Origin of the sequence: Streptomyces sp. NPDC101227 (assembly GCF_044767545.1) — a bacterium.
Classification (GTDB): Bacteria; Actinomycetota; Actinomycetes; order Streptomycetales; family Streptomycetaceae; genus Streptomyces.
In genome coordinates this window covers 1-13448 of record NZ_JBIWOD010000026.1, presented here as the reverse complement: position 1 = coordinate 13448, position 13448 = coordinate 1, and the positions used below count along the sequence as shown (strand labels likewise).

Sequence of the window (13448 nt, the reverse complement as noted above, 5' to 3'; positions counted from 1 at the left end):
CGGCCGGTTGCCTCCCCTGCCCGTCCGGGCCGCGTTAAGCGCGGGCCTGTACGGGTGGGGCTGAGGGGAGCCGGAATCCACTGGGTCCACAACGGCGCGCGGCTCCGGTGTTTGCCCACCGGAGCCGCTGACGGGCCGTTCCACTGTGAGAGGAGCACGACCCAATGAGGTACATCGTTCCTGTTCAGGCGGTCGTTACCGCCGCTGATTTCGACCGCGAGCCGACGACCGCGGAGCTGGATGCGATCGACGCGGAGATGCCACTCATCACCGCGCAGGATGAGCTGCTCGTTGCGCAGATCATGGTCCTGGACCGTCGGCCGTCCGAGCTGGACGCCCGGCGCATCCGCCGGGCCCGACGCAAGGTGCTCGCCGCCCGGCGCGAGCTGGCGAACCTGTCCGCCACGGCGATCGCGCCGGGGGTGGGGGCGTGAGCTACCAGGACACCGCACTGACCGCCGCGCACGCGGAGATCAAGGCCGAGCTGGCCCGCACCGACACCAAAGCCAGCCTGCTGCTGGCGTTCACCGGCGCGATGCTGGCGGCCGGCGCCCTGCTGGTCGTGGCTGCGGTGATCGCCTGGGTCGGTGCATCGTGAGGACCACCCACCAGCCCCTGAGCCGGGCCCAACGGCTCGTCCTGACGGCCGCGTTCGTGCCGATGCTCGCCACCGGCGTGGCCGGTGGAGTGGGGACCTTCAGCAACATCAGCCGCGCCTACGGCACCGGCACCGCACTGGGCGCGGTGGCCGCCGGCGAGGGGGCGACCGCCGTGCTGGCGCTGGTGCTGCTCGGATTGACGATGCTGGGTCAGGCTTCACCGCTGGTGGTCCGGGCGGGCCTGTGGGCCCTGCCGGCCGCCGCCTCCGCGATGGCGGCCATGGCTGCCGACGATCCGGGCCGCACCGTCATCTACGCCGTGACTCCGATGGGCATGTGCGTGGCGGCCGAAGGCATGGCGTTCCTGGCCCGCCGCATCGTCGTCCACCAGGACGGCCGGGACGCCGAGGCGGAGCGCAAAGCCGCCGCCGTCGTCCAGGCGCTGGCCTACCACCGGGCCTGCGCCGCCAACCACCCCGACGCAAAGGTCCAGCGCAAGTCGGAGCGCGCCTCGTGGAAGCTCGCCCGGAAGGTCGGCGCCGGCGATACCGCCCTGGGTGCCCGTCTGCTGGACGTCCAGCGCGATCGGGTCACCGACGGCGCCAACGCCGCTCTCGGCGACATGTTCTCCGTCACCCGCGAGACCACGGAGAACGCGCCCCGGGCGCTGCCGTTTGGCGCCGTCCGGCCGGAGCTGGAGAGCACAGCGACCCCTGCAGCAAATACGGAGGAATCGACCGAGAGCAACGCAATTCGGTCTACGGCTGAGCTGGAGGAATCGACCCCCGAACCTGTCGTGTCGATCGAGGCGGAATCGACCCTGGCCACCCCCGACCCCGCGCCGGTAGTCGAGTCGGCCGGTCGACCGGTCACGGCGGTGGCAGCCGCCGAGTCGAAGCCGCGCCGGGTGACCGGTCGGGTGCCCCAGTCGGCCCGATCGCCCCGACCGAACCGGACCCCCGAGCAGCTGCTCGCCGAGGCACGGTCGGCAACCGCGGATTGGCCGGTCGAGGCGCTGACGGCCGAGGCGATCCGCCGGGCGGTGCACACCGCCCCGGCCAAGGCCCGGGAACTGCGCGAGATCCTGCGAGCCGAACGCGCTGAGGCCGCGTGATGCGGCTGAGCCTGGCCGACTGCTTCGACCCCACGGGCGAACGGTTCGGCCTCCCCACCTACCCGTGGAAGCTCGCCCCCGACGGCTACGCCACCCGCCGCCAGCTACGGGCCCGCGGACTGCGGCCCGGCGGACAGGACGTAGCCGCTCAGCTCCTGCGCCCCCGGCGGCGCCGGGAGCCGCTGACGGCCCACCTCTACCGCATCGACCAGGCCAAGCCCGTCCGTCCCATGACGGCCGGTAAGCGGGCCGCCCTGGCAAAGGCTCTGGCGGCCCGCCGCGTCTGCCCCGCCTGCCGCACGGACGCCGGGTACTGCATCCCGCGCTCCCTCGGCATGTGCGTGCCCTGCAACGACACAACCACCAGCCCAGCTGCCTGACAGGAGACACAGTGACCAGCAACAACAGTCCCCGCATTCTGCCCGAACTGGCCACGCTCGCGGCCGAACAGCGCGAGGTGCGCATTCGCTTCCTGAAGGCGGAGGAGGAGGTGCGGGAAGCTGCCCTCAAGGCCGCCGAGGAGAAGATGCGGACCGCGGCCGAGCGTGACGCTCAGGAGATGGTCACGACCGTCTTCCCCGAGACGCTCGCTCGCGTGGTGAGCCTGGAGATGTGGCGTGGCTACCCCGGCATCGACCGTGCCTTCAGGGACTTGGTGCCGCCGTCGGCCGTCGCCTACCTCGGTGGCAGCACCTACCTCCACTACACCGAACCGGACGCCGACGGCGGCTTGGTCATGACGCTGCACCAGCCGTGCACCGCCTGCGGCGCCCGCATCGAGCACCGGCTGTGGGACGACATCGAACTGGGCGCCTGCCTTGGCTCCGAGGACAACCCGCAGCTTTGCGGAACCCGCGCCTGCGAGCGCCGATCCCTTGATCTCTTCGCGGTCTGACGGCTGCCTGTCCGCCCCGGCAAGCGCCGGGGCGGGCGGGGAGCCGGGACAGCCCCGGCCCCGGAGCGACGAGGGAGACCTCCATGTTCCAGGCAACCGCAGGAAGGACTGACCATGCCCCCGCGCCGCTACCAGTTCGATAACCAGCTCCCCGTTCCGCGGCAGGACCCCTCCCTGCCCGTCTACCAGCCGCAGCCCCTGCCCGGCCCGGCCGCCTACGACGACGGTCGGCAGATCATCGTCCAGCACATCCACCAGGCCCCGCCCGACCGCACCCTGCAGCGCGTCACGCTCGCCGCCGGCGCCGGTGGCGGCGCGGTGGTTGCCGGTGTCTTCCTCGGCCCGATGGTCGTCACTGTGCTGGCCTCCGCGGCCCTGCCCCTCGCCTTCCTCGCCCTGGCCCTCGTCGCCGCCGCATGGGGTGTGGGGACCGTCGTGAAGGCGGCCGGCAGCGAGGACGCCAAGGCTGCCGCGAAGAACGTCGCCAGGGCTCGTAAGCGCCGCTGACGGCTGCCCAGACGCGCCCGGCCCACTGGCCGGGCGCGGTGGGGAGCCGGGACAGTCCCGGCCCGGACAGGAGCCGACATGGCCCAGCACGAGCCCAAGCTCACCACCACCGAGAAGGCCAAGCTCGCCTGCCTGGGCGCCCGCATGTGCAAGCGCTCGCTGGCAGGCGAGGACGTCTACCTCGGTGACCTCAAGCGCAAGTTCAACCGCGTCCTGGACGGCGCCGCCAAGCGGGCCGAGAAGGACGCGTGAATTCGCCCCGGGGCGGCCGATGGCTGCCAGGCGAACCGGCCGCCCCGGGCCCTGCTCTGCACTACCAGATGCGTGACAGGAGACACCATCATGACCGAACCCGCCGCGGAAGAACCGCAGATGGGAACCGTTCACCACCTCGACCGGCACCGAGCCCGCCGTGACACCGTCGACCTCGCCAAAGACACCACCGCCCCCGCCCCCGCCCCGACCGTCGACGCCGTCCCGCATCAACCGCAGCAGCCCACCGCCGATGGCGCTCCGCCCACCTCCGGCCGTACCCGGCTGACGGTTCGCCGGGTGCACGCGCTGGCCACGCACGAGCGCACCCGTGACGCTGTCGGGATGGTGGTGCGCCATGGTGGCTACTTCATCGGCGGCGCCGGAGTTGTCGCCAAGAGGGGCTGGGAGGGGCGGACCGTCGCCGTGCACCACCGGATGCGCGCGATGGCGCTGGCCGCCGGGGATCACGCGGCGGCGGCCGAATGGCAGGACCGGGCCGACCGGTTCCGCCGCGAGCGGCACGAGCGGCGCATTGAGCTGGTCCACAAGGTGCCGACGATGGCCAGGTCCGCCGCGATCGGCACGGCCGCGGCTGAAGGCGTCCTGCTGCTGGTCGGGATCTGCATGGCGATCCACGACCACGAGCTGCATGACGTGGTGGCTCCGACGCTGGCCGCGATCGACGCAGTACAGGCGCTGTGCTGGTTCGTGGGGATCGCGTGGGGCCCGGCCCTGGGGCTGGCGCTCGTGGCCGGTCTCTCGCATCTGTGGCGCGCTGGCCACAAGAACGAGACGGCGCCTGCCTGGGCCCGGCCCGCCCCCGACACGGTGGACGACGTCCCGATCACCCCGTCGATCGTGGTCAAAGCCCTGTCCGACCTGGGAATCCCCGCCCTGAAGAAAGCCATCAAGGAGATGGCAGACGGAGCCGCCGGAATGCTCGGGCCGATCCGCCTGGCGGGCTGCGGCGTCGAGGTCGACGTCACCTCCCCGTCCGGGGTGTCCACCGAAGAGATCCTGGGCAAGCGCCGCAAGCTCGCCGAGAACATGAACCGGCACGAACACGAGCTGCACATGAGCATTCCGCCGGCGCCCCGCACCGTGCGCATGTGGATCGCCGACTCCGGTGCCCTGGATGAGCCGATCGGCCCGTCGCCGCTGGTCACAGACCCGGATGTGACGGCCGATTACAAGTCGGGCCGTGCCCCGTGGGGTCAGGACCTGCGCGGCGACACGGCGCTGATTTCGCTGTTCCAGCGGCACATGCTCATCACGGGTCTGTCCAACCAGGGCAAAACCGCGTCCCTGCGGGCCCTGGCTCTGTGGCTTGCCTTTGATCCTCGGGTGAAGTTCCGCCTCGCGGACCTCAAGGGCGTCGGTGACTGGTCGATGTTCCGGGGACTGGCCGAGGTACTCATCGAGGGGCCGACGGATGAACACGTCATCGCTGCCACACAGATGGCCGAGGAGGGCGTCGAGGAGATGGGGCGCCGGATCGCGCTCATGAACGAGCTGACCCGCAAGGGCTGGTCACAAGACAAGATCCTGGCTGACCCGCGGTTCGATCCCCTGGTGCTCATCATCGATGAGGCCCAGGTCGCCTACGGCTCCGGCGCCAGGGAGACGTACGTCGCGGACAACGGGACGGTCAAGTACGGCGCGCCCTACGGGGGATCGAAAGCCGACAGTCGGTACTTCCAGGCCATCAAAAAGATCCACGACCAGGGACGGGCCGTGAGCGTCACGACCTGGGAGGGCACGCAGGACCCCACCAACGAGAACCTCCCGAAGCGGTCCCGCGAGGGCAACCACATCCGGGCCTCGCTCGTCGTCGGCACCGAGTCGCAGGCCGAGATGGCCGTCGGGGCGCAGGCCCTGGCGGGCGGCGCCGCCCCGCACAAACTCCGCCAGGGTCTCGACAAGGGCACGCTGGTGGTGGCGGGCGACGGAATCAAGCTCACCCCCGGCCAGTCGTCGGTGACCGTGCGCACGCACTTCATCGACATCGACCCGGCCAAGGAGATCGCCGAGCGGGCAAAGGCACGCCGGGCCGGCGTCCAGACGCAGACCGCCGCGGAGCCCGCAGAGGACGTCGACCATCTGGCCAACGTGCTCGAAGCGCTGGGCGACGGGAAGCGCATCCAGACCCAGGAGGTTCTGCGCCGGCTCATTAGCAAGCACCCGCATGCGTATGGCAGCTGGGAGCTGCACGACCTCACGCGAATGCTGCGCGAGGCAGGCGCTGAGCCGAAGGCGACACGGGCCGACAACGGCAAGACCGGCGTGGTGTGCGTCTCCCGTGCCCGCATCGAGACGGCCATCGAAGCACGCGAAGACGCCACCGAGAGCGACGCAGAGTAGTCGTTCACCGATGGAGGCGAGTGGTGGAGGCGCCGGAATCTGATGGAGAACTCCACCAGACGGTCCACCACTCACCTCCATCCGCTCTCAACTGCGGAAAAGCCGCCTCGATGGACCTGGTGGCCCTGATGGAGGCACCTCTCCAGCAGGGCCCCACAAGCCAGGTTTTCAGCCCTACGGCCTCTCTCCTCTCTCCTCCCCGTCGGTTACGCAAAGTAAAGACATGGTCGGCGCGGTCGGCCGCGTCGCCATCGAATGCAGCCCCAACCCGGTGGGCCCGCGCCCGCCTCGCCGCCAAGGAGACCCGTGTACGACGACGACTTCATCGACTGCGAACTCTGCGCCCCCACCGACGACAGCGAGCCCTACCCCTACGCGCACTGCTGCGGCTGCGGCGCCACCGGCGCCAACCAGTACACCGACTGCACCTGCGAGTAGGGAGAGCCCGATGACCACACTGCTGCGCCTGCGGATCCAGCGCGCCACCTGGCCCCGACCGGCCCTCATCCTCACCGACACGCCCCGCCCCGACTGCCGCTACTGCGCGGGCGACGGCGGCAATGAGCACGAATACGGCCACCCCGAGACCGGCGAATACGCCGGTTCCCGCTGGGAGCCGTGCATCTGCTGGAACCACAAGCGCCGCTGGCTCCTGGTACCCCTGCCCCGCTTGTCCCGGCGGCACCGCTGCACCCCCAACTGCCTCTGCAACGAACCGCCCTTCTAGCCATGGCTAGGGCGGCCCGCGTCTCGCCAAAGCCTCGGGCCGCCCTGGTCTCCAGTCCCTTACAGACCTGTGGAGGTCTCCAGCATGACTCAACCTGCCCCGATCCGACGACCCCGCGAGCTGCGGATCGCCCTGGACCTGGCCGCCCGTGGCGTCCCGGCCCTCCCCCTGCGACGCGGCAAGCGGCCCTTCGCCAACTGCCCGGCATGCTCGGGGAGCGCCTGCGGCGACCGTCCCCACATGAAGGCCGCCGGCCCCTGCCAGTGCCCGGCGCCTTGCCACGCTTGGGCCGCAGCAACTCCGGACCAGGCCGTCCTCACCTCCCCGGCCTGGTCGCGGGCCTGGCGTGACGCTGTCGCCGTCGCCTACCACCCCGGCGGCGCGGGACTCACCGTGGTGGACCTGGACGACGCCGCCGCCGTCGAATGGGCCCGAGCGAGCCTGCCGCCCACCCGGACCGTCCGCACGACCCGGGGCGAGCACTGGATCTACTGCCGCTCCATGCAGTCCGCCAACCGCGTACGCCCCGGCGTGGACATCAAATCGCGCATGTCCTACGCCCGCTGGCTTGGTCCCGGCATCGGCACTATGACGGAACTCCCGACGGCGGTCCGCGCCCTGGTCGAAGGAGAAGAGACCACCCCGCGCCCGGCGGTGGTCTCTTCCATCTCCACGCGCCTCACCGTCGACCGCGCCAGCGCCACCGGATGCCGCCACACCGAGAACTTCGTCCTCACCGGCCTTCTGCGCGGCGTCGAACGGATTCAGGCCCGGACCACATCCGGCGCCGGGTCTCAGGCGTACGGCGTCGCATCCTTCTTGGCCGCTCAGCACGCCGATTGCCCCGGCCCCTGCGGCCTTACCACCCTCGCTGAGCGCATCGTCGACGCAGCCGTCTCCGTCGGTGTCCCGGAGTCCTATGCCCGACGCGCCGTCATCCGCGGCCTCAACAGCGGCACAGGGAGGGCAGCGTGACCACACGCCGCATCAGCCCCGCCAAACTGGTCCGCACCCCCGCCGGGAGTGGGGCGCCGAAAGTCGTCGCCGAAGGCGCCCTTTCAGCTCTTCGCCCTGACCCGCAGATGGTCACGGTGACCGGCATCCAGCCCGGTTTCGTCGTGCGCGGGCTGGGCCGGGGCCAGCTCCCCGTAGCCGACTGACTGTGTGCCTGCGGCCACTACGAACGCGCCCGCGGCCGCCGTGCCGTCACCGAACTGACCAGCCGCGCCAGCGTGGGCAACTGCCCGCACCGCGCCCCCGAGACGAACAGGAGGAACGCTGCATGACCAGCTCCCAGCAGCAGACCGGCGCGACCGTGGACGGTGCGGCGCTGCTCGATGAGGTGGAAACCTTCCACCGACGCTTCAACGTCTTCCCGCACGAGGCCGCCTATGTGGCCGTGGTCCTGTGGGACGCGCACGCGCACCTGCTCGACTGCTTCGAGTCCACCCCGCGCCTGGCCTTCCTGTCCCCCGAACCGGGGTCCGGGAAGTCGAGGGCGTTGGAAATCGTGGAGACGCTCGTGCCCAACCCGATGGCCGCTGTCGACGCGTCCGCCGCGGCGCTCTTCCGCGCGGTGGCCGGGGTCGACGGCAAGCGGCCTACGATCCTCTTCGACGAAATCGACACCATCTTCGGCCCCAAGGCCGGGGAGAACGAGCAGCTCCGTGGATTCATCAACGCAGGACACCGCCGCAATCGGCCGATGTTCCGCTGCGTGGGCGACGGCGCCAACCAGACAGTGCAGGCATTCCACTCCTACGCTGCTGTAGCCGTGGCCGGGCTCGGCTCTCTGCCTGACACGATCCGAGACCGTTCCGTCAACATCCGCATGCGCCGCAGGGCACACAACGAGGAGATCGAGCCCTACCGCACCCGCATCCACGAGAAGGAAGGGTTCGCCCTGCGCGACCGGCTCGCCGCATGGGCAGAGCAGGTCAGTGAGCGGGTCATGGACGTGTGGCCGGCGATGCCCGACGGCGTCACCGACCGGCCGGCGGACGTGTGGGAACCGCTGCTCGCCATCGCGGACGCCGCCGGCGGGGACTGGCCCGACCGGGCCCGCGAAGCCTGCGTGGCACTGGTCACCGCGTCCAAGGCCAACGACAAAGGCAGTCTCGGGGTGCGGCTGCTGACCGACCTGCGGGACCACGTCATGGTCGGCATCGACAGGCTTCCGACGGTCGCGATCCTGGACCGGCTCAACGCCCTGGACGACGCCCCCTGGGCGGACCTCCACGGCAAGCCGCTCGACAACCGCCGCCTGTCCAAGATGCTCGCGGAGTACATGACGGCCGACAACGAGCCCATCGCCTCTCGCAACATCAAGACCGCCGGGAGCGTCCTCAAGGGCTACTACGTCGCCGATCTCCTGGACGCGTGGGCCCGCTACTGCCCCCCACCCCCAGAAAGTCCGCTACCTCCGCTACCCGGCACGGAAAACACCGTCTGACCAGCAACAACAGGGTAGCGGCAATCGGCATTCCAGTCCGCTACCTAGCCGCTACCCATCCGCTACCGCTACCCCTTCCCGCTACCTCAAACAGGCCCCTGACCTGCGAGGTAGCGGCGGTAGCGGAAGTAGCGGACTTCCCGGAAGGGGGCGGGAGCTCCGCCCCTGTCCCTGCCGTGCAACGAAGGAGCGTCGCGCGAATGGACACGACTCAACTCGCTGAAGTTGTCGACACAACCCTGGTGCTGCTGAAGGTCGAAGAAGCCGCCCGCCGCCTCCAGGTCGGTCGCACCGTCTGCTACCGGCTCATCAATTCCGGAGAGCTGGAGTCCCTGTTGGTTGGTGGACTCCGACGCGTCCCCGCCGACGCGCCGGCCGCATACCTCGCCCGTCGCCGCGCTGAGCAGCGCGCGGCCTGACGCATCCCTCACCGGAGCGCCGCCCCACAACAGGGGTGGCGCTCCGGTCGTTTCTCCACAACCTGAAGGAGCCCCGCCCGTGGCGGACGACAAGAAGCGCACCAGGCGCGCCAATGGTGAATCCTCCATCTACCTGGGCAAGGACAGGAAATGGCACGGCCGCGTCACCGTCGGAGTACGGGACGACGGCACGCCCGACCGCCGCCACGTCGAGCGCAAGACCCGAACCGAGGTGGCGAAGGCCGTCCGGAAGCTGGAGCGGGAACGCGACGCCAAGACCATCCGCAAGGCGGGTCGGCCCTGGACAGTCAAGACGTGGCTGGCGCACTGGATTGAGAATGTCGCACCCCTCGCGGTCAACGACAACACGATGGTTGGGTACGGCGTTGCCGTGCGGAAGCACCTCACCCCCGGCCTGGGCGCTCACCGCCTCGACAGGCTCAAGCCCGAGCACATCGAGGCGTTCTACTCGAAGATGCAGGCCAACGGCAGCAAGCCCGCGACTGCTCACCAGGCGCATCGCACATTGCGGGTCGCACTGAATGAGGCCGTCCGGCGCGGACACCTTGGCAAGAACCCTGTTGAGCTGGCCAAGGCACCGAAGGTGGGGGAGTACGAAGTGGAGCCCTACACCGTGGAAGAGGTGCAGCGCCTGCTGAAGGCTGCCGATCGGCACCGCAACTCTGCACGTTGGGCCGTTGCCCTTGCTCTCGGGTTGCGGCAGGGAGAAGTACTGGGGCTGAAGTGGGGGGACGTAGACCTTGACGGCGGATTCCTGGTGGTCCGCCGCAGCCGTCACCGCCCTCAGTATGCCCACGGATGCGAGAAGCCCTGCGGACGCAAGGCCGCCGGGTACTGTCCACAGCGGCGGCGCACCAACCCGGAGACGTCCACCACCAAATCGCGGGCCGGCCGCCGGGCGGTTGGTCTCCCCGAACAGCTCGTAGACCTGCTGCGGGTCCATCGCGTGGCGCAGGATGCCGAGCGTGAAGCCGCCGGGAATCACTGGGAGGAGGGCGGTTGGGTGTTCCCCAACGAGCACGGCCGCGTCCCCTCCCACCGCGAGGATTGGTCCGCGTGGAAGGCTCTGCTGACTGAGGCCAAGGTGCGTAACGGGCGCTTGCACGACGCTCGCCACACGGCCGCGACGGTCCTGCTCATCCTTGGTGTGCCTGAGCGGGCCGTCATGGGCCTCATGGGATGGTCGACTACGGCCATGGCCGCCCGGTATCAGCACATGGTCAACGAGGTACGGGTCGACATCGCGAGGCAGGTTGACGGTCTGATCTGGAAGCCCGAGACGGACCGGCCGGACGATGACGACGACGGCGCGGCCGGCGCCCTCGTACCGGCCAACTGAGACGGCAACTGAGACGGACGGCCAAAAGGGTGGCACCCCGCTTGGGGTGCCACCCTTTTCGTTTTGCCTGGTCAAGGCGGATAGAGGCCGTGGCGGGATTCGAACCCACGTAACTCGCTTTGCAGGCGAGCCCCTGAACCACTCGGGCACACGGCCGGGTTGATGCGGTGTGTCATGACAGTACGGTGCGGGGCCGGGGGCGGAGCAAGGGTTCCGGGCGGGCCGCCATGAGGCTGCAATACGGCGCAATGCGGGGTTCATGAAGGGGGGACGGCCCCTTCACGAGGCGGAGCCGCGGTGCTCAGGATTCCGGCGGGGTGTCCCGGACGGCGACCAGGCCGTTGAAGACGCCGATATAGGCGGTGCCGTCGGGGCCGAGGGTGATCGGGGCCCAGTTGTTGTCGTAGAGCGGTCCGGTGCCGGTCAGGCGCTTGAAGCGGGTGTGGCCGGTGCGGAAGTCGACGGCGGTCAGGTACCAGGCGTCGATGCCCAGGCGGTTGGGGTCCTTTGTGTAGTAGTAGAGGAGGCCGTTGGCGGTGGAGAGCTTGGCGACGCTGGAGGGGGCGCGTTCCTTGCTCTCCCAGACGGTGTCGCAGCCGCTGCCGTCCGGCCGGATGTCGACCCTGGTGATGCCGCCGACCACCGACTTGCCCAGGAGCAGGGAGGTGACGTTCTCGTAGCCGTAGTTGTTCTCGACGACGAGGCTGTTGCCGTAGCCGATGAGTGAGTTGTCGGTGGTGGAGGCGCCGGCGCCGAAGACCGGGACGGTGCAGAGCAGGCGGCCGGCGTCCGGGCCGGTGCGGCGGTAGACCAGGACGTTCATCCGGTCGTCGGCGTTGTCGGTGATGGCCACGTAGGGGTGGGCGGAGTCGCCGAGGAGGGTGGGGGTGGTGCCGGAGCCCTGGTTGATGGAGCCGGGCTTGCCGCCCGTGCCGCGGTCGTAGGTCCGGCGCCACTGGACGCGCGGGGTGCCGTCGGCGTCCGCGCGCAGGCTGTAGAGGGCGTGGTCGGAGACGATGGAGACCCCGTCCTCGGCCGCCGAGAAGCTGTTCTGGATCTCCTCGCCGGGCAGCTGGGTGGTGCGTACCGCACCGCTCTCCGGGGCGATGGTGCCGATCCGGCCCTTACGGGTCACCCACCAGATCCGGCCTTCCCAGTCGGGCTGGACGGAGGTGACCGGGTCGCATTCCCCGCGCGGGTAGAGGTTGGTCCAGCCGACGCAGTCGTGCGGGACGTAGGGGGTGAGATCCCAGTCGTCGTCGACGGTGAACTGCCAGGACCCGTCGGCGGCCCGGGAGTGGGACAGGCGCAGGACGTGCTGGCGGGAGTCGGCGAGGACGACCCGGTCCTTGTTGTCGAGGTAAAAGTAGGCGCCGCCCGAGGTGTCCTTGAAGATCTTGGAGAAGTCGAGGCGGGTGATGGCCTCGATGGTGGACGGGCGCTGCGGCAGCTTGTACTCGGCGAGGGTGGCCAGGCTCTTCGGGTCCAGCAGCTTGAGCCGGAAGCCCTGGAAGGTGCCGCAGACGGTCAGCAGGCGGCCGTCGCGGTCGAAGGTGACCGTGGCGCATTCACCGCCGAGCGCCGCCATCTTCTCGCTGGTCACGGACGGATCGGCGCCGAGCGGCCCCGGGAAGGGATGGGTGTCGCTGCTCGCGCCGTCGCCGTGCATCCCGGCCCGCCCGTTGGGCGCCAGGTACGGATGCTGCGGCGGCGCCTGGTCGGCGGGCAGGGGATGGGCGGTGGCCGGGGCGCCCTCGTACTGCGGGACCAGCCGGTGGCCCGGGGCGGGTGGTATCGGCACCGCCTGTGCGGCGGGCGTGAGCGCCAGAGAGGCGGGGAGGGCGAGGAGCAGGGCGGTAAGGCCCGCGCCGACGCGCCTCCCGATCCGTCCGCGGCGTCTGCCGCCCCGCCCGCCAGGAGCCCCAAATAGCCTTGTCTGCATACGAGTTCCTTCGTCTTCCGTCATCCGTCGGCAAGGGCGGCCGAGGCTAAGGCGACAGGGCAGAGGAGTCCATGGCTTCAGGGGCCCTGACATGGAGCGTTCATACGGTCGCCGATGCAGCACACGGTTTCCGGCCACGGCCGACCGGACGCGACTAGGACCAAAGCCCGACTCCATCCCCATCCCCGTCCCCGGACAGGGGCGCAACCGAGCTACGGCCCTTACGCTGGCAGGATGACCGCCGGCCACCCCCACCCGGGCCCCGACCTGGGGCCCCACCCGGGCGCTCTCCCTCACCGGCGGCGGCCTGACCTGGGCACTCGGCTCGTACGTACAGAGCCGCCGGCACCTCGAGCCGCACCGCGAACGGCTGATGGGCCTGGGCATGGCCTTCCTGGCCGCCGCCATCGTCATGGTCCCCCTGGCGCTGCTCGACGGGGTCCCGGTCTGGATCGTCGCCGCGGCCTGGACGCTCGGCGGCTTCGGAATGGGGCTCAACATCTCCAGCGGCGGCGTCCTGCTGCTGAAGCTGTCCCGGCCCGAGGACGCGGGCAGCCACTCCGCTTCGCTGCAGATGGCCGACGCGCTGGGAAACGTCACGTTCGTCGGCGTGAGCGGCGTGCTGTTCGTGGCCTGCGGCGGCGGCCGGATCGCGACCGCAACGGCCCAGGCCGCCGCCGCTCCGGCCCACCCGGCCGCCTTCGTCGCCGTGTTGGCGGCCCAGGCCCAGGCCGCGCACACGGCGGCGGGGGGGGGCGGTTGGGGGGGCCGTGGCGGCGCGGTGGGGGGGGGGGTGGTTTTTGGGTTTCCCCCCGGG

At 70.5% G+C, this 13448-nt stretch carries 15 protein-coding genes, 1 tRNA gene and 2 pseudogenes; 16 read left to right on the top strand and 2 right to left on the bottom strand.

All coding sequences use genetic code 11. The features are described from left to right. Positions 1–164 precede the first annotated feature (164 nt). The 15 genes and pseudogenes from ACIRPT_RS37440 to ACIRPT_RS37370 all read left to right on the top strand — a co-directional run bounded on the left by ACIRPT_RS37440 (position 165) and on the right by ACIRPT_RS37370 (position 10689). Positions 165–434, top strand: a complete 270-nt coding sequence (locus ACIRPT_RS37440; protein ID WP_403835771.1) for a DUF6284 family protein — start codon at positions 165–167, stop codon at positions 432–434. Beyond that, positions 431–544: pseudogene (locus ACIRPT_RS37435) on the top strand (integral membrane plasmid transfer protein); the annotation flags it as partial. The gene ACIRPT_RS37440 and the pseudogene ACIRPT_RS37435, both read left to right, overlap by 4 nt. A gap of 50 nt (positions 545–594) precedes the next feature. After that, a complete protein-coding gene (locus tag ACIRPT_RS37430; protein ID WP_403835769.1) occupies positions 595–1713 on the top strand; it encodes a conjugal transfer protein in 1119 nt (372 codons plus the stop codon). Beyond that, entirely contained in the window at positions 1713–2093 is a 381-nt protein-coding gene (locus tag ACIRPT_RS37425; protein WP_403835767.1) for an RRQRL motif-containing zinc-binding protein, read from the top strand. Before ACIRPT_RS37430 ends, ACIRPT_RS37425 begins: the two co-directional genes overlap by 1 nt. 11 nt (positions 2094–2104) lie before the next feature. Next, positions 2105–2608: a hypothetical protein gene (locus tag ACIRPT_RS37420; RefSeq protein WP_403835765.1), complete on the top strand. Its 504-nt coding sequence runs from the start codon at positions 2105–2107 to the stop codon at positions 2606–2608. Positions 2609–2611: 3 nt separating this feature from the next. Continuing rightward, positions 2612–3115, top strand: coding sequence for a DUF6251 family protein (locus tag ACIRPT_RS37415; RefSeq protein ID WP_403835913.1), 504 nt, complete (start codon positions 2612–2614; stop codon positions 3113–3115). A gap of 78 nt (positions 3116–3193) precedes the next feature. Further along, the gene (locus tag ACIRPT_RS37410) at positions 3194–3367 is read left to right on the top strand and encodes a DUF6257 family protein (protein ID WP_403835763.1); all 174 of its coding nucleotides are present in this window, start codon (positions 3194–3196) and stop codon (positions 3365–3367) included. Positions 3368–3487: 120 nt separating this feature from the next. Then, positions 3488–5731 carry an FtsK/SpoIIIE domain-containing protein gene (locus ACIRPT_RS37405; protein WP_403835911.1) on the top strand — a complete coding sequence of 748 codons (2244 nt, stop codon included), beginning with the start codon at positions 3488–3490 and terminating at the stop codon, positions 5729–5731. A gap of 306 nt (positions 5732–6037) precedes the next feature. Then, on the top strand, positions 6038–6169 hold the full coding sequence (locus tag ACIRPT_RS37400) for a hypothetical protein (protein WP_403835760.1): 132 nt from the start codon (positions 6038–6040) through the stop codon (positions 6167–6169). A gap of 19 nt (positions 6170–6188) precedes the next feature. After that, the gene (locus ACIRPT_RS37395; protein WP_403835909.1) at positions 6189–6458 is read left to right on the top strand and encodes a hypothetical protein; all 270 of its coding nucleotides are present in this window, start codon (positions 6189–6191) and stop codon (positions 6456–6458) included. 84 nt (positions 6459–6542) lie between these two features. Continuing rightward, entirely contained in the window at positions 6543–7433 is an 891-nt protein-coding gene (locus ACIRPT_RS37390) for a bifunctional DNA primase/polymerase (RefSeq protein WP_403835757.1), read from the top strand. Continuing rightward, on the top strand, positions 7430–7618 hold the full coding sequence (locus ACIRPT_RS37385; RefSeq protein ID WP_403835754.1) for a hypothetical protein: 189 nt from the start codon (positions 7430–7432) through the stop codon (positions 7616–7618). The genes ACIRPT_RS37390 and ACIRPT_RS37385 overlap by 4 nt, the downstream gene beginning before the upstream one ends. 122 nt (positions 7619–7740) lie before the next feature. Next, positions 7741–8910: a DUF3631 domain-containing protein gene (locus tag ACIRPT_RS37380; RefSeq protein WP_403835752.1), complete on the top strand. Its 1170-nt coding sequence runs from the start codon at positions 7741–7743 to the stop codon at positions 8908–8910. A gap of 200 nt (positions 8911–9110) precedes the next feature. Further along, positions 9111–9329: an excisionase family DNA-binding protein gene (locus ACIRPT_RS37375; protein WP_403835750.1), complete on the top strand. Its 219-nt coding sequence runs from the start codon at positions 9111–9113 to the stop codon at positions 9327–9329. A gap of 79 nt (positions 9330–9408) precedes the next feature. Further along, complete coding sequence (locus ACIRPT_RS37370; protein WP_403835747.1) at positions 9409–10689, top strand: tyrosine-type recombinase/integrase; 1281 nt, start codon at positions 9409–9411, stop codon at positions 10687–10689. Positions 10690–10773: 84 nt separating this feature from the next. Here ACIRPT_RS37370 and ACIRPT_RS37365 read toward each other — a convergent pair. Both ACIRPT_RS37365 and ACIRPT_RS37360 read right to left on the bottom strand, forming a co-directional pair. Then, positions 10774–10845 (bottom strand) — tRNA-Cys (locus ACIRPT_RS37365). Positions 10846–10990: 145 nt separating this feature from the next. Then, positions 10991–12631: a hypothetical protein gene (locus ACIRPT_RS37360; protein WP_403835744.1), complete on the bottom strand. Its 1641-nt coding sequence runs from the start codon at positions 12629–12631 to the stop codon at positions 10991–10993. 286 nt (positions 12632–12917) lie between these two features. On the opposite strand from ACIRPT_RS37360, the pseudogene ACIRPT_RS37355 reads away from it, so the two are divergent. Further along, a pseudogene (locus ACIRPT_RS37355) lies at positions 12918–13448 on the top strand (hypothetical protein); the annotation flags it as partial.

Coding starts and splice junctions, on each gene's coding strand:
- ACIRPT_RS37440 (WP_403835771.1), top strand. CDS start 165: ATGAGGTACATCGTTCCTGTTCAGGCGGTCGTTACCGCCGCTGATTTC.
- ACIRPT_RS37425 (WP_403835767.1), top strand. CDS start 1,713: ATGCGGCTGAGCCTGGCCGACTGCTTCGACCCCACGGGCGAACGGTTC.
- ACIRPT_RS37410 (WP_403835763.1), top strand. CDS start 3,194: ATGGCCCAGCACGAGCCCAAGCTCACCACCACCGAGAAGGCCAAGCTC.
- ACIRPT_RS37405 (WP_403835911.1), top strand. CDS start 3,488: ATGGGAACCGTTCACCACCTCGACCGGCACCGAGCCCGCCGTGACACC.
- ACIRPT_RS37390 (WP_403835757.1), top strand. CDS start 6,543: ATGACTCAACCTGCCCCGATCCGACGACCCCGCGAGCTGCGGATCGCC.
- ACIRPT_RS37380 (WP_403835752.1), top strand. CDS start 7,741: ATGACCAGCTCCCAGCAGCAGACCGGCGCGACCGTGGACGGTGCGGCG.
- ACIRPT_RS37375 (WP_403835750.1), top strand. CDS start 9,111: ATGGACACGACTCAACTCGCTGAAGTTGTCGACACAACCCTGGTGCTG.
- ACIRPT_RS37360 (WP_403835744.1), bottom strand. CDS start 12,631: ATGCAGACAAGGCTATTTGGGGCTCCTGGCGGGCGGGGCGGCAGACGC.